Source organism: Falsihalocynthiibacter sp. BN13B15 (assembly GCF_041205415.1).
Classification (GTDB): Bacteria; Pseudomonadota; Alphaproteobacteria; order Rhodobacterales; family Rhodobacteraceae; genus Falsihalocynthiibacter; species Falsihalocynthiibacter arcticus.
Genome location: NZ_JBGFCE010000004.1, coordinates 185,914 through 210,513, shown reverse-complemented (window position 1 = coordinate 210,513; position 24,600 = coordinate 185,914). Strand labels below are relative to the sequence as shown.

The window sequence follows — 24,600 nt, the reverse complement described above, 5'->3', positions numbered from 1 at the left end:
TTCCGCAAATTGGCTTGGCCGAAAAACATGATATCAAATAAAGATGCATCCCTTTCTCGCGGGTTTCGGAGAAAAAACTACCTAAAAGACTGGCCGCCTTGGGGTGTTTTGGGAGCCATCGAAAAGCCCGCATGTACTTGCGAATATTTAAGGACCGAGTTTGTTTCACCGCTTGGAATAATAACTGCTGAGTTTTATCCCGCTAGATTGCGCGGGTACTGCACTTTTCTAGGGGCTTTATACGATTTCTGGCGACTCAACTGCACGCTGGTCATGTGTAGTATTTGTAGAGACTATCTGTCCTCCTTTTTTTTTGGACGTGTCACGCAAAATCAACGCCTCCTGCATTTCTGCCCTGCCTGACTTCGCAAGTTCTGGCGGTGTCGTTTTCAAATTTGAGGCACCATCCCCCATGTTTCCTTTGGCGCTGCCGTTTTGGTGCAGTCAAAGTGAACATGTGGAAGCAGGGTATTTATAGAAAGGTCCCAAAACAATCTGAGGAACTTGTTCAACAGGGGCGACGACATTTCCTTACGTTATTTTACAGTGAGGCGCATGCCCAGAAAATTGAACTCTCAAAATCTAGAGATACTAGAGTATGAAGCCAATTGTCGCGTTCCTTTCATTTAGATTTGGTCTTGTCACGGTCTAATTACAGTCTCGTTCGAGCTGGGTTTGCCTGCGAATAGCGACGAGATACAGTCGGGTTTCGCCGTGATGCTGCGTGTTTCGCAACGACCAGCGGCCTAACGCGGCCTCAAGTTTTATCTGATTTGGGTGTAAGTCTTTCGACCCTTAACAAGTGGCTCAAAAGTACTAGGACGATGTTCAAATGCCCGGACCACAGGAAGGCGTCGAGAAAGAGATCGAACGCCTTCGTTCGGAAGTCCACTTGTTGAGCGAGGAGAGGAAAGTGTTCAAGTCGAGGCGTTCAGGATATGATCTGGGGAATCATGCTGCGCACAACCCTGCCGGGCAATGGACAATTCCTTGATTGAAACGTTCTTCAAATCACTCAAGGCAGAGCTGATCTGGCGCAACTGTCGGGAAAACAGACACCAAGCCGGAGGGGCGATCTTCCAGTATATCATTGGGTTATACAATCCAGGACGGCGACATTCGTCGTTAGGTGGCAAAGTCCCCTTGGCCTTCGAACGAAAAGCTGCTTAAAAAATCTGAATGACCGGAAGGTCAACGTAACATGACCAGACCCGTGCAGTACAGCTAGCAGGTTTTGCTTATCTGGAATGCTCGGCAGGCCAGCGCAAAACTGATCCCATTCATTGCCATCTCCCGTCTTCGAGATGACTTCAGCGCCTTTTCTCCAAAGTTCGACACTCACTCGAACGCATGGCATTCATGCTTTCATCCACTCAGCAAGTCGTTCTGCATGCTCATCTCGGCATATATCTTCTAGAGTGGCCGGTTCTATTTTATCATGGCCACGATCTGTAGGTTGCTAATTTGAAGTGGTCCCACTTTTTAGGACAGTTTTGCGGCTTAGCTAAGATGCATTCTGGTTAGGTTTCATGCCGCTTGGGTCATCTGTATTGGTTCAAAGTATGCGTCGTCTGGAGTTCTTTTATCAAGCGCGGTGTGCGGGCGCTCAACGTTGTAAAATCCTATCCAGTCGTCGATGACGCGTTTGGCTTGGAAACCGTCCTGTAATTCGTGCAAGTAGACAGCCTCCTGCTTGAGGGATCGCCATAAGCGCTCGATAAAGATATTGTCCAGATATCTGCCCCGCCCATCCATGGATATTTTGATCTTGGCGTCGGTCAGGGTGGTGATCCAGGCCGCACCTGTGAACTGCGATCCTTGATCGGTATTCATGATCTCGGGTTTGCCGTATTTTGCGATGGCCTCGTTTAAGGCTTCAACACAGAAGCTGGCGTCCAGCGTGTTCGATAGCCGCCACGCTAGCACCTTGCGCGTCGCCCAATCCATGATCGCCACGAGATACAAGAAGCCACGCCGCACTGGGATATAGGTTATATCGCTGCACCAAACATGGTTTGGTCGCGTGATTGGCAACTTCCTCAGCAGGTATGGATAAATGCGATGCTGAGGATGCTTCTTGCTAGTGTTTGGCCCTTTGTAGATGGCCTGGAGCCCCATCATTCCCATCAACCTGCGCACACGGTGGCGACCGGCATGGAAACCATTTCTCGGCAAGTAGGCCGCGATCTGGCGGCTGCCGAAGAACGGATACTTTGTGAACACGCGGTCGATCTCGTTCATCAATTTCAGTGTTTCCGCATTCAAGCCAACTTGCGTGTAATACAGCGATGACCGGCTGATCCTCAGCAGCTTGCACTGCTTGGTTAGGCTCAGATCTGTGCGATCACGATTGATCATCGCCTTGCGTTCGCTCGGGCTCATCGCTTCAGCCCTTGTGACAAAAAATCATTTTCGACCGCCAATTTACCGATCTTCGCATGAAGCTCTTTGACCTCGGCCTCGTTGTCTTCAGCCCTCCGGACCTTATCAGAAAAAACACCCGTCAGGCCATCAATCGCCTGCCGTTTCCAAGTTGTCACCTGCGTTGGATGCACTTTGTGCTTGGCTGCAATCTCTTGCGCCGTCTTGTCTCCACGCAGCGCCTCAAGCGCTACAGTGGCCTTAAACTTGTCTGAAAAACTGCGTCTCTTGGTCATTTGTGTATCCTGTCGTCATTGTTGGATACATCTTAGCACGCTGTCCAGTTTTGCCGGACCACTTCAATCTGAAGTGGTCCTGATTTTTAGGACAGGTTTGCGGCTCAGCTAAGATTTAATCTGGTCGGTCTCATGGGGCCTTATGGGTTCGTTCTGTGTCGAAGAATGTGTCGTTTGGTGATCGTTTGTCGAGGACCGAATGAGGCCGCTCGGAGTTGTAGAAACCAATCCAATCTTTGATCACGCGTTTGGCTTGGAAACCGTCCTGCAATTCGTGCTGATATACGGCCTCCTGTTTGAGCGACCGCCACAGCCGTTCGATGAAGATATTGTCGAGATAACATCCCCGTACGTCCATCGAGATTTTGACGTCAGCATCGGTCAATGTTGTGATCCAGACGGACCCCGTGAACTGCGGTCCTTGGTCGGTATTCATGATCTCGGGCTTGCCGTATTTTGCGATGGCCTCGTTCAAAGCGCCAACACAAAAGCGGGCATCCAACGTGTTCGACACCCCCCCAAGCCAGCACCTTGCGTGTCGCCCAATCCATAATCGCCACCAGATAAAAGAACCCACGCCGCACTGGAATGTAAGTGATGTAGCGGCACCCGTCGCCCGGCAGCATGTTTACATGCTCGAGAGGAGAACGTGGTTCGGCCGCGTGATTTCTAGCTTCCGTAGCTGAAAGGGATAAATCCGGTGTTGAGGGTGCTTTTTGCTGGTAATTGGCCCTTTATAGATCGCTTGCAGCCCCATCAAACCCATCAAACCCATCAGCCGCCGCACGCGATGGCGACCCGAATGGAACCCATTTCTCGGCAAGTAGGCCGCGATCTGGCGGCTGCCGAAGAACGGATATTTCGTAAACACGCGGTCGATTTTATTCATCAGCTCCAATGTAGCTGCATTCACCCCGACTGGCGCATAATACAGGGATGACCGGCTGACCTTTAGCAGCTTGCACTGCTTTGTCAGGCTCAAATCTGTGCGGTCTCGGTTGATCATTTCTTAGCGTTCACTCGAGCTCATCGCTTCAGTCCTTGTGAAAAAAATCATTTTCGACCGCCAACTTCCCGATCTTCGCATGAAGTTCTTTGACCTCGGCCTCATTTTCTTCCGCTTTCTTGCTCTTGTCCGAGAACGCCCCAGTCAGGCCATCAATTGTCTGCCGCTTCCATGTCGCCACCTGCGTCGGATGGACTTTGTGCTTGGTTGCAATCTATTGCGCCGTCCTGTCTCCCCGCAGCGCCTTAAGGGCCACCGTAGCTTTGAACTTGTCCGAAAAACTGCGTCTTTTCGTCATTTTTGTATCCTATCGGCGTTGTCGGATACGCCTTAGCACGCTGTCCGAATTTGCCGGACCACGTCAATCTGATCCAAAAACGATATGGCTGCAAACGGCATCGGGTCCTTTCAGTGCAATGGCCAGGACCCGGTGGGCGGTAAAAGAAACAAGCAGCTAAAGGACTCATGATTTGAGCAGATGTGAGAAAGACACCGAGACCGTAAGTACAAATGATCGACTAGATCAAAGCATGGAAAACCAGTGTGGAGCTAAGAGTATCGAGTTCGCAGTATTGATTCGTACCTAACCCCCGCATCACCATACTGGCCCGCAGCATGTGAAACGCCGCAAACTGAGGTCTGACACATTACCGTTCCTGATAACATGTTCAAATCGTCGGAATATCTCTTGCATCAAACGAGGCATCAACACCAGATTATCAGAAATAGCTGCCAAAATGCATGGCTTCGAAGTCTCCCCTCTCGTGCAGGTAAGAATGCGCGAGAGGGGAGTTGATGAGTGGCAAAGGCAATTGTAATGGGAAATCCATGGTTGAGACGTTCTTCAAATCGCTCAAGCCAGAATGATTTGGTTCAACCGCTGGGATACCAGACGCCAAGTCGAAGGCGCAATCTTTCTACGCACCAATAGTTTTTTAAACCCAAAGAAGACAGTACCCTGCACGGGGGGGGGGTAAAAGCCCATTGGCTTTCGAAGGAAAGGCCGCATAAGGCGTTGGGAGTCTGGAATGTAAACGCGACCAGTCCAAGCTGCGCAAAAAATTATTTAGACTGCTCCTCAACCATCACGGGGATGGCTGAGGATTAGAGAATTAACCTTAAAGGACTGCATTATTCTGCTGTAAGAAGCGGAGGCTTTTTAGAGGAAAGTTTAGGGGCTTCGGGCTTGAAAACCTGAAGATCAATTTTTCCATTTTTAATTCCGACTTTCACCAAACCGCCTTTGACCAGCTTTCCAAAGAGCAATTCCTCGGCCAATGGTTTCTTGATGTGCTCTTGAATCACGCGACCTAGTGGCCGTGCTCCCATTTTGTCGTCATAGCCAGCTTCGGCGAGCCATTCTGCAGCAGGGCGCGTGAGTTCGATTGCAACGTTTCGATCCAAGAGTTGGGCCTCAAGTTGTAGAACGAATTTTTCGACCACTTGCAGGATGATCTCTTTGCCCAACGGCGCAAAGCTGACAATGGCATCAAGACGGTTGCGGAATTCTGGAGTGAACATGCGTTCAATCGCAGCGGTATCCTCGCCTTCTCGTCGGTCACGGCCAAATCCAATGGCAGCTTTGGCTTGATCAGCGGCCCCAGCATTTGAGGTCATAATTAGGATCACGTTGCGGAAATCCACCGCGCGACCGTTGTGGTCAGTCAGTTTGCCGTGGTCCATCACTTGAAGCAGGATGTTGAAGACATCCGGATGCGCCTTTTCGATCTCATCAAGAAGCAAGACACAATGCGGGTGTTGGTCCACACCATCCGTGAGCATGCCGCCTTGATCGAAGCCGACATATCCGGGAGGGGCGCCGATTAGACGGGAAACCGCGTGTTTCTCCATATATTCGGACATGTCGAACCGAAGGAGTTCAACACCAAGGATATCCGCAAGTTGGTTGGCAACTTCGGTTTTACCCACACCCGTTGGACCTGAAAACAGGTAGTTCCCGATGGGCTTGTCTGGTTCGCGCAGTCCCGCCCGAGACAATTTAATCGCGGACGCGAGCGTTTCAATGGCTGGATCTTGGCCAAAGACAACCCGTTTTAGTCCCTTTTCAAGATCGCGCAGAATTTCGGCGTCATCTTTGGACACATTTTTGGCGGGAATGCGGGCGATTTTTGCCACAACCGCTTCGATTTCCTTGACGCCAATTGTTTTGCGACGACGACTTTCTGGAATCAGATGCTGTGCGGCACCCGCTTCATCGATCACGTCGATTGCTTTGTCCGGAAGCTTGCGATCGGCCATATAGCGCGACGAAAGTTCGACTGCAGTTTTGATCGCGTCCGAGGTGAAGCGCACATCGTGATGTTCTTCAAAATAGGGCTTCAACCCTTGCAAGATTTTGATCGCATCTGGAACTGTTGGCTCGTTTACGTCGATCTTTTGGAACCGACGTGAAAGCGCGCGGTCCTTATCAAAGTGTTGACGGAACTCTTTGAAGGTGGTCGACCCCATGCAGCGCAATTTTCCGCCCTGCAACGCAGGTTTAAGCAAATTGCTCGCGTCCATAGCGCCGCCAGACGTCGCTCCAGCCCCGATGATTGTGTGGATTTCATCGATGAATAGAATTGCGTCTGGATGGTTTTCCATTTCGGTCATGACGGCTTTGAGGCGCTCTTCAAAGTCGCCGCGGTAGCGAGTGCCGGCCAAGAGCGCGCCCATGTCGAGCGAATAAATAGTAGCATTCGCCAAAACTGCGGGCGTTTCACCTTTGACAATCTTGCGGGCCAAACCTTCGGCAATCGCTGTTTTACCCACGCCAGGATCGCCAACCAAAAGCGGGTTGTTCTTGCGACGGCGGCACAACACTTGGATGCAACGTTCGACTTCATGAGCACGACCGATCAGAGGGTCGACTTCGCCCTTGGCTGCTTTCGCATTCAAGTCGACACAATATTTGGCAAGTGCGCTGTCTTTGGAATCGCCTTCCTCCGCGAGCGGGATGTCCTCATCGGTCTCAGGGGAGCCAGTAACGGGCCGTGCTTCGCCGTAGGCGGGGTTTTTAGCTACACCATGCGCGATGTAATTTACGGCGTCATAGCGAGTCATGTCTTGTTCTTGAAGGAAGTAGGCCGCATTAGATTCGCGCTCGGCGAAAATCGCAACAAGGACATTGGCCCCTGTCACTTCGGTGCGACCCGAAGATTGAACATGGATGGCCGCGCGCTGAATGACGCGTTGGAAGGCCGCCGTTGGGACGGCTTCGGAGCCTTCGACGCTTGTTTCTAACGAAGAAAGGTCGTCTTCGATGAATTCAAGCAATGTGGCGCGCAGTATATCGAGATCAACATTACAGGCGCGCATCACCTGAATGGCGTCAGGCTCATCAAGAAGCGCAAGGAGCAAATGCTCCAATGTCGCTAATTCGTGCTTACGTTCGTTTGCTAAACCAAGAGCGCTGTGGATCGCGGCTTCGAGCGTATTGGAAAATGAGGGCATTCCACTTTCCTTTCTTTGAGATTGCAAACACCAGTATCGGTGTCCTGTTCTTATAGATTTCGGTTTTCTGACGCAGTCTTCAAGAGCAAACACCAAACTTCCCGAATATTTCTCAGTTTCACACCGAGTTGTTACCTTTCAGCTAAGAAAAAGCGTGATTTTTGATATCACATCACCTTTTTTCGATTTCCACGGGGACAACAAGTTTGGCCTCGCACAAGCGCGAGTCGTAAGTTGAGGTCACCGCAGGGGTAGTAAGCACTGAGTTGGGACCTAGAAACCGTTTCTCCGCGTACGGAGTTCGGCGAAAACCTCGACGTTCGAGGCCTCCTGTAAGTTGAGCGTAGCGCGAATGTGGGCGTCTTCATATCGTAAAAATGGATTGGTCGCACGTTCTTGACCCAAAGTTGAGGGAATCGTGGGCAATCCCGCGTCCCGCGCCGCTGAAATCTCGGTGATACGGGTGATCAGGGCGGTGTTTTCGGGATCAACCGTTAGTGCGAAATTTGCATTGTGGGCGGTATATTCGTGTCCCGAATAAAGAAGAGTCGTATCTGGCATTTTGGCAAACTTTTCCATGGAGCCGAGCATCATTTCCGGCGACCCTTCAAACAAACGCCCACATCCCATCACCATCAGGCTGTCGGCGGTAAATATCGCGCCGGTCTTGCGAAAATAAAATGCGATATGTCCGATTGTGTGCCCGGACACGTCGAGAATTTGAACGCTTTCGCCGCATATCGTTAAGACACTGCTGTCCTCGACCGCCAAGGTGAGTGGGGGGAGGCGGTGAGCGTCGGCTTTGGCGCCGATAATGCGCGCCTTCCCGACAGAAAGCGCCTCAAGCCCGTCAATATGGTCCCAATGATGATGCGTGATCAGAACATCCGTCAGCGTCCATCCCTTTTGCGCGAGCACAGCCTCAATGGGCGCAGCCTCCGGAATGTCCACTAAAGCGGTCTCGCCAGTTTCGCTATTGTGAATTAAATAAGCGTAGTTATCTTTCAAGCAAGGGATCGTGACAATCTCGAGGGGCATGGCGTTTTGTGCTCGCTTTGATATGGTTCACGTCAGCTTTGCCGATTTTGGCCGCCGTTCCTAGGGGAAAAGATATGCACCTTGATGTGCGCGACCTGAAAACGTTCTACTACCGAAGCGCTCTGGGGCGGGCGGCGCAAAAGGCGATCCGCGATCAGGTGGTAGAGTATTGGCCCGAAGCCAAAGGGCAAACTGTGGTGGGTTATGGTTTTGCGGTGCCTCTTTTGCGGCCTTACTTGGGCGATGCTCGGCGCATTGTCGGTTTGATGCCGGGGCCACAGGGCGTGATGCCGTGGCCTGCAGGGCAAAAAAACGTCTCGGTTCTGAGCGAAGAAGTGAACTGGCCACTGGATACAGGATCGGTCGACAAGCTCGTCCTCCTTCACGGGCTTGAAACCAGCGAGCATCCGACCGCATTGCTTGAGGAGTGCTTTCGCGTTTTAGGGCCGGGGGGCAAGGCGCTCTTTATCGTGCCCAATCGCGCGGGGCTTTGGTCTCGTAGCGATCGCACGCCTTTTGGGTTTGGGCGTCCTTATTCGTTGATGCAGCTCGAATCACAACTCAAAATGCATCACTTTTTACCTGAGCGACACAGGGCGGCCCTCTTTGCCCCTCCCTCAAGCAAACGTTTTTGGCTCAGAACCGCGCCTGTCTGGGAAAAGACAGGGCGAAAAATATCGTCCTATTTGGCGGGTGGGGTTTTAATCGTCGAAGCCACAAAGCAAATCCAAGCGCCAACGCGTCCTGGCCTGCCTGTCGCATTTAAGAGGCCGCTGGGGGTTTTTGAAGGCATCAGAAAACCCAAAGGGCGGCCGGTAGGCGAAGGAATTTAAGGAGTTTTTGAAACTCTCCACAGTTTTTAAACAGTAACGGGGCCAAATGACGCAGTTCTCCCATAGCGCACCGATTCATGGAATCAGATAAAGGGCTTGGAAATCTAATAAATCACAGTCCCAATGTGAGAAAAAAAGCGAAGATTTCTGTCGCTGTCTGCGCACAGCCCTGTTTCATGGGCCAATTGATATAGTGTAAACGCGTATAGAGTGTTGCGACGTGGCAATTGCTCTGCTACATCACAGCCGATTTCAACGCGTGTGTGAACATGCGTTACTTAGGCTGCCTCACTAAGTCCTGCATAACGCGGGGTACCGAAGGAGGCCCAGACTAGCGGAAGGGTGGACGTGTCCGAACCAGCTTCGATCTCCTCTGGCATTGCTACGCGCTATGCCACGGCCGTCTTTGACTTGGCCAAAGAAGGCAAAAAACTCCCAGCCCTTGAGGCTGATTGTGATGCGTTGGAAAGCGCACTTAGTGACAGCGACGATTTTGTGACTTTGATTTCTTCACCCGTGTTATCGCGTGACGAGCAAAGCAACGCTGTGACTGCTATTGCCAAAGCAATGAAACTCTCGCCTATCGTGTCTAACACGCTGGGTCTGATGGCCGAAAAGCGTCGCCTTTTCGTGCTGCCCCAATTGATCACGGCTCTGCGTACGCGGATTGCCGATGAGAAGGGGGAAGTCACCGCCGAAGTGACGGCAGCTAAGAAGCTGACCAAAGCTCAGGCAGACGCGCTTGCCAAAACGCTTAAGGCGTCAGTTGGCAAAGATGTCATCGTGAATGTTGCCGTGGATGAATCCCTCATCGGCGGCCTTATCGTTAAGATGGGCTCAAAGATGATCGACACGTCGATCTCCTCTAAGCTCGCTAACCTCCAGAACGCAATGAAAGAGGTCGGATAATGGCTATCCAAGCTGCCGAAATTTCTGCGATCCTTAAGGACCAGATCAAAAACTTTGGCCAAGACGCCGAAGTGGCCGAAGTCGGCCGAGTATTGAGCGTTGGCGATGGTATCGCTCGCGTGTACGGGCTTGATAATGTTCAAGCTGGTGAAATGGTTGAGTTCCCTGGCGGTATCGTCGGGATGGCTCTGAACCTTGAAGCTGACAACGTTGGTGTTGTTATCTTCGGGTCTGACCGTGACATCAAAGAGGGTGACCTCGTTAAGCGGACAAACTCCATCGTGGACGTTCCTTACGGCGATGAGTTGCTCGGACGTGTTGTTGACGGTCTGGGTAACCCGATCGACGGCAAAGGCCCAATCAAAACAAAAAATCGCGCTGTTGCGGACTCCAAGGCTCCGGGCATTATTCCCCGTAAGTCTGTTCACGAGCCAATGGCGACTGGTTTGAAATCTGTTGACTCGATGATCCCCGTTGGCCGTGGCCAGCGCGAATTGATCATTGGTGACCGTCAAACAGGTAAAACAGCGATCGCGCTCGACACGATCCTGAACCAAAAATCTTACAATGAGGCCGCTGGCGACGACGAGAGCAAAAAGCTCTACTGCGTTTACGTTGCGATCGGTCAAAAGCGCTCCACAGTTGCTCAGCTTGTTAAAAAGCTCGAAGAAACTGGCGCGATCAAATACACAATCGTTGTGGCTGCGACGGCTTCGGATCCTGCACCTATGCAGTTCCTTGCGCCATATGCTGCGACTGCGATGGCGGAATTTTTCCGTGACAATGGCCGCCACGCTTTGATCGTTTATGATGATCTTTCCAAGCAAGCCGTGTCCTACCGTCAAATGTCCCTCTTGCTGCGTCGTCCACCCGGACGTGAAGCTTACCCAGGCGATGTTTTCTATCTTCACTCCAGACTTTTGGAGCGGTCTTCGAAATTAAACGAAGATAACGGTTCTGGTTCTTTGACGGCGCTGCCGATCATTGAAACTCAAGGCGGCGACGTTTCTGCGTTTATTCCGACGAACGTGATTTCGATCACCGACGGTCAGATTTTCTTGGAAACTGAATTGTTCTACCAAGGTATCCGTCCAGCGGTTAACACTGGTCTCTCGGTTTCGCGTGTTGGGTCTTCCGCACAAACAAACTCGATGAAATCGGTGGCTGGTCCGGTTAAACTTGAGCTTGCTCAGTACCGTGAGATGGCTGCCTTCGCACAGTTTGGTTCCGATCTCGATGCTGCAACTCAGCAATTGCTGAACCGTGGTGCTCGCTTGACCGAATTGATGAAGCAGGCTCAGTATTCGCCCCTTACAAACGCAGAAATCGTTTGTTTGATCTTGGCGGGTACAAAAGGGTATCTGGACAAAATCGCAGTGAAAGACGTCGGACGTTTTGAGGCGGGACTTTTGTCTCACCTACACAGCAAACACGCTGACATCTTGAAATGGATTGCTGATGAGGACCCCAAAATTAAGGGGGACGCAGAAGCCAAGATTCGTGTCGCACTCGATGAGTTCGCTGCTAATTTCGCCTAGTATTTTCGCCTTAGGATAGGATTGGATACATGCCAAACCTGAAAGACCTAAAAAACCGGATCGAAAGTGTCAAATCGACACGTAAGATCACCAAAGCCATGCAGATGGTTGCCGCGGCGAAACTTCGCCGCGCGCAAGATGCTGCAGAAGCTGGTCGCCCTTATGCAGAACGGATGAATTCCGTTCTGGGTGGCCTAGCTGCGGCGGTTGGTGGCTCGTCCTCCGGTCCGAAGTTGCTCACGGGTACGGGTTCAGATCAAGTTCACCTTTTGGTGGTCATGACGTCTGAACGCGGTCTCTGTGGGGGTTTCAACTCTTCTATTGCCAAGCTGGCCCGCGCAAAAGCTCAGGAGCTTCAAGCGGCTGGTAAGACGGTCAAAATCTTGACTGTTGGCAAAAAAGGGCGTGACCAGCTCAAACGCGATTTCGCGGGCTCTATGATCAGCCACGTTGATCTGTCCGATGTTAAACGTGTTGGCTATGTCAATGCTCACAAGATCGCGACCCAAGTTCTTGACCGCTTTAATGTCGGTGAATTTGATGTCGCAACGATCTTTTATAGCCGCTTTGTAAACGTGGTGACCCAAGTGCCAACAGCACAACAGGTGATCCCGGCCTCGTTTGAAGAAACGAGCGAAGCATCAACGCTCTATGATTATGAACCCAGCGAAGAGGCGATCCTTGCGGATCTCTTGCCGCGTGGTGTGGCCACACAGATTTTCGCCGCTCTCCTTGAGAATGGCGCATCTGAGCAAGGTGCTCGGATGTCTGCAATGGACAACGCAACACGCAACGCGGGTGAAATGATTGAAGACCTGACCATTGTGTACAACCGCTCGCGTCAGGCCGTCATCACCAATGAGCTTATCGAAATCATTTCGGGCGCTGAAGCGCTCTAAAGGACCGGAGAAACAAAATGGCAAAAGCGAAAGCTACTGGCAAAATCACAGCTGTGATTGGCGCCGTTGTAGACGTTAAATTCGAGGGCGAACTGCCTAAGATTTTGAACGCTCTTGAGACAGTAAATAACGGCAACAAGCTGATCCTCGAAGTGGCTCAGCACCTTGGCGAAAACACTGTACGGACAATTGCGATGGACGGAACAGAGGGCCTCGTTCGCGGCGCTCCTGTGACGGACCTTGGCGAGCCGATTTCGGTTCCCGTTGGCCCCGCAACACTTGGTCGTATCCTGAACGTCACCGGCGATCCCGTTGATGAAAAAGGTCCGGTCAAAACGAAAGAGCGTCGCGCGATTCACCAGCCTGCGCCTTCTTTTGATGAGCAGGCGACGTCTTCCGAGATGCTCGTAACAGGCATCAAGGTTATCGACCTTCTCGCGCCTTACACCAAAGGCGGCAAAATTGGCCTCTTCGGTGGTGCGGGTGTTGGTAAAACAGTTTTGATCATGGAATTGATCAACAACATCGCCAAAGTGCACTCTGGCCTCTCCGTATTTGCGGGTGTTGGTGAGCGGACACGTGAAGGCAATGACCTTTACCACGAGATGATCGAATCCGGCGTTATCGTTCCAGATGACCTCGAAAAATCGAAAATCGCGCTGGTTTATGGCCAAATGAACGAGCCTCCCGGTGCGCGTATGCGTGTTGCTTTGTCCGGTCTCACAATTGCTGAGCAGTTCCGTGATGAAACAGGTTCCGATGTTCTGTTCTTCGTGGACAACATCTTCCGCTTTACACAAGCGGGTTCCGAGGTTTCGGCACTTCTAGGTCGTATTCCTTCCGCTGTGGGCTACCAGCCAACATTGGCGACCGACATGGGCGCGATGCAAGAGCGTATTACATCGACCAAAGCTGGTTCGATTACGTCGGTGCAAGCCGTATACGTTCCTGCGGATGACTTGACTGACCCTGCGCCAGCCACGTCGTTTGCTCACCTTGATGCGACAACGGTTCTTGACCGTTCGATCTCGGAAAAAGGCATCTACCCTGCGGTGGATCCCCTTGGTTCGACATCGCGCTTGCTTGACCCGCTCGTTATTGGCGAAGAGCACTATAAAGTTGCGACAGAGGTTCAGCAGATCCTTCAGCGCTATAAATCGCTGCAAGACATCATCGCGATTCTCGGCATGGACGAGCTTTCTGAAGAAGATAAGCAAACCGTTGCTCGGGCGCGTAAAATTGAACGCTTCTTGTCACAACCTTTCGACGTTGCGAAAATCTTCACCGGTGCCGACGGCAAACAGGTTCCTCTCGAAGATACAGTGTCTTCGTTTAAAGCTGTTGTCGCTGGCGAGTACGATCACCTCCCAGAGGGTGCCTTCTATATGGTTGGCGGCATCGAAGAAGTGATTGCAAAAGCTGAGAAAATGGCTGCTGACGCTGCTTAATGTAACGGGTTTTTGGCGGGTTCCGGCCCGCCAAACAAACTCTGAAGGAGGCCGATATGGCTGAGAAACTGCAGTTTGATCTGGTAACGCCTGAGCGTAGCTTGGCATCGTATGAAGCAACCGAGGTGCAAATCCCGGCGGCCGACGGCGATCTCACAGCTTTGGCAAACCACGCGCCTTTGATCACAACGCTGCGCCCTGGTATCCTAAAAGTTGCCAGTGAAACAGGCACGCAAGAGTATCTTGTTACGGGTGGCTTTGCCGAAATTTCGGACAAGTCGACTTCGGTTTTGGCCGAAAAAGCCGCACCCGCATCAGAAGCGACCCAAGAGATGATCGATGAAATCGTTGCCGACGCCAAAAGGGCTCTCGATAACGCACCCGCCGACCAGATCGACATTCTTGCAAAACAGATTGCTGACATCGTTTCTTTGGCGAACCAGCTTGGCCTACGGGCTTAAATTAACTTATTTTGAATTTTAGAGGCCCTGCAAGGATTTGTGGGGCCTTTTGCCTTTTCTTGGCCTTTTTTCTCAATAAACTACCGAGAAGTTTGAGGAACATTCATGCGGCGTTTTCAAAATCACCAACTCGGAATTGATCAAGGCTCCCTTGTGCTGTTTTCGGATTTTCAGCACGATGGAAATATGTGGACGGGCGAGGGCCAACGCGAGCATCGCGAGGCGGTTTCTTTCAGCACCGCCTTTCGCACGCCACCCGTCGTTCAAATTTCGATATCCATGTGGGATTTTGACAGCGCAACCAATCAGCGTGGAGATTTAACGACTGAAAAAGTGTCCACCGAGGGGTTCGTCGCTGTGTTTAAAACTTGGGGCGACACCCGCATTGCACGCATTCGCGTCGACTGGACGGCGGTGGGGGAGTTGGAAAATGAGGACGACTGGGATGTTCATTAAGTTTTTGGGGCTCTTTCCACGGGCTCCAACTTTCCCTAGAAGGGGCCTATGAGCAACAAAATTGATCGATCCGGATTGCGGCCCAATTTTTGGGAATCCATCCCCCTCACGAAAATGAATTCCCGCGAATGGGAAGCGCTTTGTGATGGCTGTGGGAAATGCTGCCTCAACAAGCTCGAAGACGAGGACACAGGGGAAGTTGCCTTTACACGGGTTGCGTGCCGTCTTTTGGACGACGACAGTTGCCAATGTGGTCAGTATGAAATTCGCAAACAATTCGTGCCTGAATGTGTCTCCCTGAAGCCCGAAACGATCAAAGATGTCGCCTATTGGTTGCCCGCAACATGCGCGTACCGCTTGCTTCACGAAGGCAAGCCCTTGAACGATTGGCATCCCCTTGTTTCGGGTGATCCGCAGACCGTACACACCGCAGGAATCTCTGTGCGTGGCTGGACAATTCCCGAATTTGAAGTCGCCGAAGAAGATTGGGAAGACTATATCATTGAGGACTTGAGTTAATGTTTTTTGCATCAGACAACGCCGGAATGGCCCACCCCGAAGTGATGCAAGCCTTGCTCGACGCTAATTCGGGCTTTGCCATGCCCTATGGTGCCGACGCGATCATGGCCGAAGTGACCTCCAAAATCCGCACCATCTTCGAAGCACCCGAAGCCGTCGTGCATCTTGTGGCCACAGGGACGGCGGCCAATTCTCTTATTCTCGCCTGCCTAGCGCGACCGTTTGACACGATTTTTTGCAGTGATGTAGCCCATATCCATGAGGACGAATGCAACGCGCCGGAGTTTTATACGGGCGGCGCCAAGCTCACTTTGATTCCGACGACTGATGGAAAAATGTCCCCGCAATTTCTGGGAAGTGCCATTCGGGGCGAAGGCAATCGCGGCGTGCACGGACCACAGCGCGGCCCGATTTCAATCACCCAGCTCACGGAAGCGGGCACAATATACAACTTGGACGAAATTGCAGCCATTACGGGCTTGGCCAAATCCTATGGGCTCAAGACCCACATGGACGGCGCACGTTTTGCGAATGCGATAGCCGCATTGGGATGCACACCCGCAGAAATGACATGGCGAGTTGGGGTCAAGGCGCTGTCCTTCGGCGGGACTAAAAACGGATTACTTGGCGTTGAGGCTGCGGTCTTTTTTGACCCCAGCGATGCGGCCGAATTTGAGTTGCGCCGAAAGCGCGGCGCGCATTTGTTCTCAAAAAACCGTTTCCTTGCGGCGCAAATGTTGGCGTATCTTACTGATAACTTGTGGCTTTCGTCCGCCACTTCCGCCAATGAAAACACAGCGTATCTGGCGGAGGGGCTTGCAAAAGCGGGAGCCGAATTTGTCGGACCTGTAGATGCCAATATTATTTTCGCGGCCCTTCCTCGCGCTGCGCATCAAAAACTCAAAGAGGCGGGTGCCGTTTATCACATCATGGTCGGCGACCTAGACGGGGAGAATCCTGAGGAGCCTCTCATTGCACGGTTTGTTTGTGACTGGTCGATCAGCCATGAGATGATCGACCAATTCCTTGATGTTTTGCGAACTTAAAGTTTGCCCGCGAGGTGGAGATCAAGGTCGTCTAAACGGTCTTGACCCCAAAAAACTTCCCCGTCAGCAACATAGGTAGGGGCGCCAAAAGCACCCGCTTCTACGGCATCCTCAAGGTTGCGAGTATATGTTTCTGCACCACTTAGGAGGCCTGAGTTCACCAACTCAGGGTCGAACCCATTTGCAGCGAGGAGGGCGCGGATGACCCCCTCATCGGCCACGTCTTTTTCCTCGGCCCAACAGGCGCGGGTAAACGCGTGGGCAAGCGCGCCGACATCGCCGCCGGTGTTTTGGGCCGCAATGATTGCATAAGCCGAAGGGGCCATATTTGTGGGCCAATGCGCGGGTTTTATATTCGTGGGCAGGCCCGTGCGCGCGGCTTGGCGACGGATTTCCTGCAGGCGATATGCCATGCGATTTGGATGGCGATCCTTTGGAGGGGTGCCGCCCGTGCGTGCAAAAAGCGCCATAATGTCGAGCGGCTTATAGGTGACCTGCGCCGCGTGTTTTTTCGCGATTTCCTCAAGGCGTGCGCCTGCTAAATAGGTGAAAGGGGAAATCGTCGCGAAATAGTAGTCTATTTTAGTCATATATGGTCTCCAAGGCGGCATTTTCTTTGGCACGACGGTAGCGAGATGTTAAGCCGTGTCAACGTCATGATTCTGATACTGACTTTCAATAGGGACCCCCCTGCCATGTCCACCAAATCTGCTCCCAAACTTATCTCCGGAAATGCGAACCGTCCGCTCGCAACCGCCATTGCACGCCGTATGTCGCTGCATCGTGGTGTGAGCGTCGGCCTTGTCGACGCACGCGTTGAACGCTTTAACGACCAAGAGATTTTCGTCGAGGTTTACGAAAATGTTCGTGGCGAGGATATGTTTATCATCCAGTCCACGTCCAATCCGGCGAACGATAATCTGATGGAATTGTTGATTATCGCAGATGCACTGCGGCGCTCGTCCGCAGCGCGGATCACGGCCGTCATTCCCTATTTTGGCTACGCCCGTCAAGACCGCCGCACCAAGGCGCGCACCCCTATTTCGGCGAAACTTGTTGCAAACCTCATTACCCAAGCCGGTATCGAACGGGTTCTTACGCTGGACCTTCACGCCACTCAAATCCAAGGGTTTTTCGATATTCCCGTGGACAACCTCTATGCCTCACCCGTGTTTGCGCTTGATATTGAGCATGAATTCAAGGGCCGCATGGATGAATTGATGGTCGTGTCTCCGGATGTGGGCGGGGTTGCACGCGCGCGCGAATTGGCCAAACGGATCAATGCGCCGCTTTCCATTGTTGATAAACGTCGCGAAAAAGCGGGCGAAATCGCAGAAATGAAAGTGATCGGGGATGTGACGGGCAAAACCTGTATCATCGTGGACGACATGGTGGATACCGCAGGAACCCTTTGCAAGGCCGCAGAAGTCCTGATGGAAAGCGGAGCTAAGGAAGTCCATTCCTACATCACACACGGCGTCATGTCTGGGCCAGCCGTCGAGCGCGTTGCCAATTCGGTGATGAAATCTTTGGTGATTACCGATTCCATTCAGCCTACGAAGCCTGTTGTCGATGCGACAAACATTCGGATTGTTCCGACCGCTCCGATGTTCGCCCAAGCGATTCAGAACACATGGAATGGCACTTCGGTTTCGTCTTTGTTTGACGCTGACACGCTCGGGCCAATTTACGAAGGCACTTATACAACCTGAAAGTTTTGATTAAAGCGCGGCGAGTATTTGCCGCGCTTTAACACAGTCCGCGTCCATTTGCGCGATGAGGGCTTCAAGCCCGTCAAACTTTTCCTCAGGGCGCAAGTATTGAATTAGCGCGACGGAAATATTTTCCCCATAGATATCCCCCTTGAAATCAAAGAGGTAGCTTTCCAAGTTGGGTAGGTTTTCTCCAAACATTGGGCGCACCCCCATTGAGGCCGCGCCACTATATGTTCCCGCATACGGGCCAGTAAGAATATCCACCCGTACAACATAGACGCCGAATTTCGGAGGATGTAGGCCGGCGATTGACATATTAGCAGTGGGATACCCCAGCTCGCGGCCACGTTGATCGCCACGAATGACTTGCCCCTCGATACGATGATAATGGCCCAACATGCGGGCGGCAACTTCGGGTTGCCCAGCGGTTAGCGCCGCACGAATTGCGGAGGAGGAAACTTCATCGCCCCCGTCCGCAACCAGTTCTACGACCGTGACGCCAAAGCCAAACTCTTTTCCAAACGCGATCAAATCGATGGCGTTCCCTGTGCGCCCTTTTCCAAAACGAAAATCCTCGCCGACGGTGACATGACGGGCGCCAATGCCTTCGGACAGGATTTCTTGTGCGAAGGCGCGCGCCGAAAAGTTGGAGAGGGAGGCGTTGAAGTTTAACTCGTACAGCCTTTCAACACCCAGCTTTTCCAAGCGGTGGGCGCGGGCGGTCGCATTCATCAGGCGAAAAGACTCGCCTTTGGGGGCGAAGTATTGGCGCGGGTGGGGTTCGAACGTGAGAATTCCAAGGGGGGCCGTGGGGGCTGCAGCACGTGCAATATCGATAACTTTTTGGTGGCCGCGATGCACGCCATCAAAGTTTCCAATCGCAATGCTCGCGCCTCGGTACTTGGGGTCAATAAAGGTGTGATCACGGAAAATATGCATGCTTGGCACATATCCTCGGACGTTCGTCCGTGCAAGCATTTGTGGGGATTACTAGGGCAACTTACGTTAATGCGAGCTTGATATGGTGTGTTCGAAATACACTTATAGCAAGCTGAAATTCCCCGATATATCGCCATTTTTGGGAACTTGAGTTAGGATAGATCGCAAAGCCAAAATGGATGTAACTTCATGATTTCAAACCTGAAAACTCCACTATTCTCCGCAACTGTACTGTTTGCACTGGTTCTCGCAGGGACGGCAATTGCCCAAGATACCACGATGGACACGGGAGGTGCGTTTGATTTTTACGGCCAAGTAAGTCAAGGATATCTGGGGTATGATGACGGCGAGATCTCACAAAGTTACTTCCCCGTTGACAACGACAACTCTGGTTCCCGTATTGGAGTGAGATATGAAAACACCCTTGGGGCTGGATGGGGCATTGGTGGTCGTTTTGAAGTGGGGATTACTCCAAACTCCACATCGTCTGTAAATTTGAACACGCCGGTGGGGAGTGGGTATACAATCGACAAAACAAATATCCGCCACTTGGAGGTGGAATTTGAAAACGACCTTGTGGGCAACTTCGCGTTTGGTCAAGGATCAATGGCGACAGATGGCATCACGGGAATCGATTTCTCCAACACAACAGTGGTCGCTGGTGTCTCGGTCAAAGATTCTGCGGCGAGCCAATTGTTACGGAGCGTTGACGGCACCCTCAGCGGGGAAATAATTGCGGATTACTACAAAAATCTGGACGGCAGACGTTTGTTCCGCGTGCGCTATGATACGCCGAATTTCAATGGATTTATGTTCTCGGTGGCGCATGGCCAAGATGTCCTTCACGACAATGATGGCAATGTCTATTCCGATTTGGCGGGGCGCTATGAAGGGGAGACGGACACTTATCGCTTTATGGCGGGTGTCGGGGTGAGTTGGATTGGCGAGACCTTCGAAAACCTCGCGGGGTCTGCATCCGTTTTACACAAATCCTCCGGCCTCAATCTTACGGTGGCAAGCGGCACAACGAAGGACATTGGCGACTACAATTACGTCAAAGCAGGTGTTTTGCGTGATTTTTTTGACGCGGGCACAACGGCCTTCTCGCTTGATTACTACTTGGGCGCGGATATCCCTGCGGATGGATCATCAAGCAAGTCCGTGGGTTTGGCTGTTGTCCAAAACTTTGACAGGCAAAATTTGCAACTCTACGCCACGTACCGTCGCTACGACACCCAAGGGGTGGCCGTGTCCTATCTAGATAGTGAAGCTTTCTTGGCTGGTTTTCGGTACAGTTTCTAGATTTCAAGGGGCGTTGTATTTAGTCGAATTTTTTGGAGGGTGCGAGGACTATTGCCTCGCCTTTCAGCACGGGTTTTCCGTCGATAAGGCATAGACAATCAAGCGTCACACGTCTTTTGGAGTAGTCGATCTGCGCGACGGTAACTTCTGCACGGACGATGTCGTTTGGGCGCACTGGGGCAAGAAACTTGAGGCTTTGGCTTAGGTAAATTGTCCCATGGCCAGGGAGTTGTTCGCCGATCACCGCAGATACTAAACCCGCTGTCAGCATGCCATGCGCAATGCGACCCTCAAAAATGGTGTCCTGCGCATAGGCATCGTCGAGATGGACAGGGTTACGGTCAGTCGACACTTCGGCAAAAAGCTCGATGTCCCGATCTGTGATGACCTTCTCAACATGCCGCGACATGCCGACTTCCAAGTCCTCGATACAGACGGTGCCTCGGTAAAAGTTGTCCAACATTTGCGTCATACCTAAACCTATCGCGAAATAAAAATACCAACAGATTGCCTCTGTTGGTATTTTATTACTTTGCTGATGCAGAAAATCAAGTGTTTTTTAACGCAGGAACCCGATGGAATATGTTGGCTGAAAGCCAGAAACATCAAGATATGTCTTTAAACGCTTGGGGTTGGGCTGATCTGTTGTCCCAGTTTCTGCAGCTGCGAGGCCGCCAGTGATGAACAAAGAATCTATGTCTTCCCCCACGGCGCCTTGGATATCGGTGTGAATGCCGTCGCCAATGGCCAAAATACGGTCATCCGGAATGCCGCTGTCGATTTCCGCGAGTCGGCGGCGGGCTAGATCATAGATTGGTGGATGTGGTTTGCCGAAATACATACTCTCACCCCCCATTTCGGTATAGAGCGCGGCGAGCGCACCTGCGCACCATTCGCGGCGCTCCCCGCGGTCGACGACAATATCAGGGTTGGCGCACAGAAGTTTTAAGCCGCGTGTTTTGGCGGCAAGAAATGTGGGGCGGTTTACGGCAGGGTCGGCGAGGGAATCTTTGGGGCCGCAGCACACAATTCCTTCCGCCTCCGCTAGGGGAACCGCTGTGATTTCGCGTGCGTCCTTGACGACGGCGATAGGGCGAAAGAAGGCAGCCTTTTCGTCTTCAGTTCCCATGAAATAGACTTTTTCTCCGACAGCGCCGCGAAACATCGCCGAGCGCGCGGAATCGCCCGAGGTAGCGATGGCGTCCCATGCGTCGCGGGGCACGCCAAAGCCATCGAGTTGAATCTCAACCGAAGCGCGGGGGCGGGGCGAGTTGGTGACCAAAATGACTTTTCCGCCACGTTTACGGTACGCTTGCAGGGCTGCCACAGCGTCGGGGATCGCCGCGATTCCATCGTGTACACATCCCCAAAGGTCGACAAAAAGTGCGTCGTATGTTTCGGAAATTTCAGCGAGAGAAGAGACAATGCGCGACATAGAAACATTCCTTTTGATCAAAAAGGGGGCGCACATGGCACCCCCTTAAAAATTGTGAACTAACTCAAACTTTAAGGTTTGGGATGATCTGTTTTTTGCGGCTCATGATACCGGGAAGGACCACGCTGTCGCCAGAAACGGGCACACCGAAGCTTTTTTCTGCGACCGCTTTGACGGTGTCGTTTTGGATAAGCAGGGTGGCTTCTTCGGCGAGAATGTCGACAACAAACAAGAGAACGTGGTCAACATTATCCTCGGCGGCGACGGTCCCACACGAAGTCAAAAGGCTCGCCTTGCGGTCGAGTACGATTGCCGGAGCGGTGGTCTCAAGGACGGACACGCGGAATTTTACGTTGTCCACAGTGAATTCCTTGCTGTCCATACGCAGAAGCTCGGCGTCAGAGAAGCGTGAGATATCGGATTTCGCTGCGAACATTTCGGCGGCATACGTCGGAATGTCGAGGTCCAGTTCACCAGCCAATTTTTCCGCAAGGGCGCGATCTTGGTCGGTTGTGGTCGGGGAGCGGAATTCAAGCGTATCCGAAAGGATGCACGACAGCACGAGGCCCTTGATTGGGGCTGTCATATTCGCCGCGTTGTCGCCCATCAGATTGTGCATGATTGTGGCCGTACATGCGAGGGGGCGGATTGTGATCGAGATTGGGCCGCTTGTTTCAAGGCCGCCAACCAATTTGTGGTGGTCGATGATGGCTTTGATATCCGCGTTATTAATATTTGCAGGAAGTTCGGCTGGGTTGTTGGTATCGACGATCACAACGGGCGCGCCATCGGCAACATCCGTAATGATTTCAGGAGTTTCAAAGCCCCAGCGTTGCAGAACGAAAGCGGCTTCGGTGTTGGGAGTTCCGAGCAAAACGGCCTTGGCCGCCGTTGATTTCACGTCATTCAAGTACCAAGCCCAAATGAGGGCGGAACCGGCGCTATCGGTGTCGGGGGCTTTGTGGCCGAAAACGAGTGTTGTCATGAGATATGTCCAATTTCAAAGGGATTTGAGCGCGTTATAGGGGGAGTCGATGGGCTTGTCACGCATTGGTGGCGCGGATAACGTCACAGTTTTTACGCACGTGGCTTTAGGTCGCGCTCCTTGGAACCTGAAACTGGGAAACACTGTGGCCAAACCGAATGTAAAACCACGCGAAACAGATTTGTATCCGCCAGTGAAAGCCTATCTAGAGGCGCAGGGCTACGAGGTGAAGGCGGAAATCGGGGCGGTTGATGTTGTCGCTGTGCGCGGGGACGAGGCGCCGGTTCTGGTTGAGTTGAAGCTTGGGTTTACGCTCACGCTTTTGCACCAAGGTGTGGCGCGGCAAGCCATAAGTGATGATGTTTATCTGGCGGTGCCGCGCGGCAAAGGGAAACCTTTTTTGACGGCCCTCAAGGGGCATTTAAGTCTGTGTCGACGTTTGGGGTTGGGGCTTATTACTGTGCGTTTGAAGGATGAGTTCGTCGAAGTCCATTTAGACCCCGCGCCCTTTACACCCAGAAAATCCAAACCGCGCCAAACGCGATTGTTGCGGGAGTTTGCGCGGCGGGTTGGTGACCCCAATGCGGGCGGGCAAACGCGGGTTGGTCTTGTGACCGCCTATCGACAAGACGCCACCAAAATCGCCGCATTTTTGGCCAAGAATGGCCCGTCAAAAGGCGCGGTGGTGGCCAAGGCGACGGGTGTTGAGGTAGCGACGCGGATGATGGCGGATGATCACTATGGCTGGTTTGAGCGCGTCGGATTGGGGGTCTATGCGCTTACTCCCAAAGGGGAGCAGGCACACGCCTAGGCTAGTCGATCGGAAACAGGGTGTACCCCTCATTTGCCAGCAGATTCAAAATGCCTGTCTCTCCCGTTAAATGGGCCGCCCCGACAGCGATGAAAAGCCGTTTATCCTTTGCTTCCTCCAAAATGACGGGAATCCAAGCGGCGTTGCGATTAACAAGGGTGACGCGCTCTAGTTTGGCGAAATCCTGTTTTAGCAAGTCTGGATCAAGCCCAGGTGTTGAGAGGGCTGTGCGTCGGCTAAATTCCCAAATCGCACCGTGGTCACCGCGAAAATATCCTTCGCGCAGGGTAATAAAACTGTTCGTGGCGTCGGTTGTCATGGCGATCCCAATGCGCAAAGCTTCCATCGGGTCACCCTCTTCTAGGAGGTTGAAAATGCCAATCGCTGTGTCAAAAGGCTCAAGGCCTTTGGTCGCAACCCGTTTGTCGCGGGTATAGTTTTGAATAAGGGTATCCAAGCCCGCAGGCGCGTCTCCAGAGACGAAATCCATCGCACAAGGCGGGATGCCAAGCATCATCGTGGCATAGCCCGGCCTAAATTTGCTGGCCATGAACGACGGAATTCCCCGCACCCCCATTTCCTTGGAAAACTGTTGCCAAAGGTCTTCGGGAAGTTGGTCGGGAAGGGTTGGTCCGTCTTGAATGAACAAGATTTCCGGATTTTGGGCCATGTAGGTTTTAAGTTTTTTCACGTCGTTCCGCGTGGCTTCGAGCAGCACGAGGTCGGCAGAATCCAGATAGGGCGCGATTTTGAGCATGGTTGCATCGTGACGCGGATCGCCCATATGGAATGTGCCAAATAGGAAAACCTCTTGGTCGCCTTTTTGTGCGCGCCAGAAATTCCCGCTGGGAAATGGCTGCGCATTAACGACGGCGTCAAATGCCGCGCGTTCTTCCGATGGCATCGTCTGGATGAGGTCTTTCCCCTCACAGGTGGCGTGTGCTGGCAAAGAAGCGCCGAAGAAAAGTGCAATAAAATAGATAAAACGCCGCATAAAATCTCCTGTTATCTTAATAGATAGGGATTGATACCCCGCATGGAAATAGGGCGCGCGCGAATAGTGGAAAAATTTGCATAGTTGGCGGTTGACACCTTCGTGAGCGATACATAGGTTCCAGTCGTTATCACTCGACCGTGTTGAGTGACAAAG

At 52.3% G+C, this 24,600-nt stretch carries 23 protein-coding genes and 3 pseudogenes; 14 read left to right on the top strand and 12 right to left on the bottom strand.

Going from position 1 to position 24,600, the window contains the following annotated elements:
• Positions 1–975: 975 nt before the first annotated feature.
• Positions 976–1,170 (top strand): annotated as a pseudogene (locus AB9F26_RS08735) (IS3 family transposase); the annotation flags it as partial.
• Between the two features lie 57 nt (positions 1,171–1,227).
• On the opposite strand, the pseudogene AB9F26_RS08730 reads toward AB9F26_RS08735, so the two are convergent.
• From AB9F26_RS08730 to AB9F26_RS08715, 4 genes and pseudogenes are all read right to left on the bottom strand, one after another.
• A pseudogene (locus AB9F26_RS08730) lies at positions 1,228–1,413 on the bottom strand (hypothetical protein); the annotation flags it as partial.
• A gap of 114 nt (positions 1,414–1,527) precedes the next feature.
• Positions 1,528–2,657 (bottom strand): IS3 family transposase gene (locus tag AB9F26_RS08725; RefSeq protein ID WP_369767801.1). Its coding sequence is split into 2 segments (ribosomal slippage): positions 1,528–2,408 and positions 2,408–2,657, totalling 1,131 coding nucleotides; the frame shifts between segments, so codons are not numbered across the junction.
• A 130-nt stretch (positions 2,658–2,787) separates the two neighbouring features.
• Positions 2,788–3,171, bottom strand: coding sequence for a transposase (locus tag AB9F26_RS08720; RefSeq protein ID WP_369767800.1), 384 nt, complete (start codon positions 3,169–3,171; stop codon positions 2,788–2,790).
• Positions 3,172–3,285: 114 nt separating this feature from the next.
• A complete protein-coding gene (locus tag AB9F26_RS08715) occupies positions 3,286–3,663 on the bottom strand; it encodes an IS3 family transposase (RefSeq protein ID WP_369767799.1) in 378 nt (125 codons plus the stop codon).
• 795 nt (positions 3,664–4,458) lie between these two features.
• Here AB9F26_RS08715 and AB9F26_RS08710 point away from each other — a divergent pair.
• A pseudogene (locus AB9F26_RS08710) lies at positions 4,459–4,674 on the top strand (IS3 family transposase); the annotation flags it as partial.
• Positions 4,675–4,794: 120 nt separating this feature from the next.
• Here the strand turns inward: AB9F26_RS08710 and clpA are convergent.
• Both clpA and gloB read right to left on the bottom strand, forming a co-directional pair.
• Complete coding sequence (gene clpA / locus AB9F26_RS08705) at positions 4,795–7,116, bottom strand: ATP-dependent Clp protease ATP-binding subunit ClpA (protein ID WP_039004406.1); 2,322 nt, start codon at positions 7,114–7,116, stop codon at positions 4,795–4,797.
• A 273-nt stretch (positions 7,117–7,389) separates the two neighbouring features.
• Positions 7,390–8,154, bottom strand: a complete 765-nt coding sequence (gene gloB, locus AB9F26_RS08700; RefSeq protein ID WP_335586076.1) for a hydroxyacylglutathione hydrolase — start codon at positions 8,152–8,154, stop codon at positions 7,390–7,392.
• Between the two features lie 74 nt (positions 8,155–8,228).
• On the opposite strand from gloB, the gene AB9F26_RS08695 reads away from it, so the two are divergent.
• The 9 genes from AB9F26_RS08695 (at position 8,229) to AB9F26_RS08655 (ending at position 16,263) form a co-directional block, all read left to right on the top strand.
• Positions 8,229–8,987: a methyltransferase domain-containing protein gene (locus AB9F26_RS08695; protein WP_039004404.1), complete on the top strand. Its 759-nt coding sequence runs from the start codon at positions 8,229–8,231 to the stop codon at positions 8,985–8,987.
• A 342-nt stretch (positions 8,988–9,329) separates the two neighbouring features.
• The gene (locus AB9F26_RS08690; RefSeq protein ID WP_369767798.1) at positions 9,330–9,896 is read left to right on the top strand and encodes a F0F1 ATP synthase subunit delta; all 567 of its coding nucleotides are present in this window, start codon (positions 9,330–9,332) and stop codon (positions 9,894–9,896) included.
• A complete protein-coding gene (gene atpA / locus AB9F26_RS08685; protein WP_039004403.1) occupies positions 9,896–11,434 on the top strand; it encodes a F0F1 ATP synthase subunit alpha in 1,539 nt (512 codons plus the stop codon). Before AB9F26_RS08690 ends, atpA begins: the two co-directional genes overlap by 1 nt.
• A 29-nt stretch (positions 11,435–11,463) precedes the next feature.
• Positions 11,464–12,333 carry a F0F1 ATP synthase subunit gamma gene (locus AB9F26_RS08680; RefSeq protein WP_039004402.1) on the top strand — a complete coding sequence of 290 codons (870 nt, stop codon included), beginning with the start codon at positions 11,464–11,466 and terminating at the stop codon, positions 12,331–12,333.
• Positions 12,334–12,350: 17 nt separating this feature from the next.
• Positions 12,351–13,781 carry a F0F1 ATP synthase subunit beta gene (atpD, locus tag AB9F26_RS08675; protein WP_369767797.1) on the top strand — a complete coding sequence of 477 codons (1,431 nt, stop codon included), beginning with the start codon at positions 12,351–12,353 and terminating at the stop codon, positions 13,779–13,781.
• A 56-nt stretch (positions 13,782–13,837) separates the two neighbouring features.
• Positions 13,838–14,242: a F0F1 ATP synthase subunit epsilon gene (locus AB9F26_RS08670; protein ID WP_039004400.1), complete on the top strand. Its 405-nt coding sequence runs from the start codon at positions 13,838–13,840 to the stop codon at positions 14,240–14,242.
• Between the two features lie 105 nt (positions 14,243–14,347).
• Entirely contained in the window at positions 14,348–14,698 is a 351-nt protein-coding gene (locus AB9F26_RS08665) for an H-type lectin domain-containing protein (RefSeq protein ID WP_039004399.1), read from the top strand.
• A gap of 48 nt (positions 14,699–14,746) precedes the next feature.
• Positions 14,747–15,217 carry a YcgN family cysteine cluster protein gene (locus AB9F26_RS08660; protein ID WP_369767796.1) on the top strand — a complete coding sequence of 157 codons (471 nt, stop codon included), beginning with the start codon at positions 14,747–14,749 and terminating at the stop codon, positions 15,215–15,217.
• The gene (locus tag AB9F26_RS08655) at positions 15,217–16,263 is read left to right on the top strand and encodes a low specificity L-threonine aldolase (RefSeq protein WP_369754300.1); all 1,047 of its coding nucleotides are present in this window, start codon (positions 15,217–15,219) and stop codon (positions 16,261–16,263) included. The genes AB9F26_RS08660 and AB9F26_RS08655 overlap by 1 nt, the downstream gene beginning before the upstream one ends.
• Here the strand turns inward: AB9F26_RS08655 and AB9F26_RS08650 are convergent.
• A complete protein-coding gene (locus AB9F26_RS08650) occupies positions 16,260–16,853 on the bottom strand; it encodes a 2-hydroxychromene-2-carboxylate isomerase (protein ID WP_369754301.1) in 594 nt (197 codons plus the stop codon). The two genes, AB9F26_RS08655 and AB9F26_RS08650, sit on opposite strands and share 4 nt — an antisense overlap.
• 105 nt (positions 16,854–16,958) lie before the next feature.
• On the opposite strand from AB9F26_RS08650, the gene AB9F26_RS08645 reads away from it, so the two are divergent.
• A complete protein-coding gene (locus AB9F26_RS08645; RefSeq protein WP_039004395.1) occupies positions 16,959–17,975 on the top strand; it encodes a ribose-phosphate pyrophosphokinase in 1,017 nt (338 codons plus the stop codon).
• Positions 17,976–17,984: 9 nt separating this feature from the next.
• Here AB9F26_RS08645 and AB9F26_RS08640 read toward each other — a convergent pair whose 3' ends face one another.
• Positions 17,985–18,917 carry a bifunctional riboflavin kinase/FAD synthetase gene (locus AB9F26_RS08640; protein WP_369767795.1) on the bottom strand — a complete coding sequence of 311 codons (933 nt, stop codon included), beginning with the start codon at positions 18,915–18,917 and terminating at the stop codon, positions 17,985–17,987.
• Positions 18,918–19,106: 189 nt separating this feature from the next.
• On the opposite strand from AB9F26_RS08640, the gene AB9F26_RS08635 reads away from it, so the two are divergent.
• Positions 19,107–20,219, top strand: coding sequence for a porin (locus AB9F26_RS08635; RefSeq protein WP_369767794.1), 1,113 nt, complete (start codon positions 19,107–19,109; stop codon positions 20,217–20,219).
• Positions 20,220–20,238: 19 nt separating this feature from the next.
• On the opposite strand, the gene AB9F26_RS08630 is transcribed toward AB9F26_RS08635, so the two are convergent.
• The 3 genes from AB9F26_RS08630 to AB9F26_RS08620 form a co-directional block, all read right to left on the bottom strand.
• Positions 20,239–20,682, bottom strand: coding sequence for a MaoC family dehydratase (locus tag AB9F26_RS08630; protein ID WP_369767793.1), 444 nt, complete (start codon positions 20,680–20,682; stop codon positions 20,239–20,241).
• A gap of 96 nt (positions 20,683–20,778) precedes the next feature.
• On the bottom strand, positions 20,779–21,654 hold the full coding sequence (locus AB9F26_RS08625) for a TIGR01459 family HAD-type hydrolase (protein ID WP_369757630.1): 876 nt from the start codon (positions 21,652–21,654) through the stop codon (positions 20,779–20,781).
• 64 nt (positions 21,655–21,718) lie between these two features.
• Complete coding sequence (locus tag AB9F26_RS08620; RefSeq protein ID WP_335586086.1) at positions 21,719–22,639, bottom strand: manganese-dependent inorganic pyrophosphatase; 921 nt, start codon at positions 22,637–22,639, stop codon at positions 21,719–21,721.
• A 49-nt stretch (positions 22,640–22,688) separates the two neighbouring features.
• Between AB9F26_RS08620 and AB9F26_RS08615 the strand changes: the two genes are divergently transcribed.
• Complete coding sequence (locus AB9F26_RS08615) at positions 22,689–23,450, top strand: DUF2161 domain-containing phosphodiesterase (protein ID WP_369767792.1); 762 nt, start codon at positions 22,689–22,691, stop codon at positions 23,448–23,450.
• Position 23,451: 1 nt separating this feature from the next.
• Here AB9F26_RS08615 and AB9F26_RS08610 read toward each other — a convergent pair whose 3' ends face one another.
• Positions 23,452–24,444: a TraB/GumN family protein gene (locus tag AB9F26_RS08610; RefSeq protein ID WP_369767791.1), complete on the bottom strand. Its 993-nt coding sequence runs from the start codon at positions 24,442–24,444 to the stop codon at positions 23,452–23,454.
• Between the last annotated feature and the right edge of the window lie 156 nt (positions 24,445–24,600).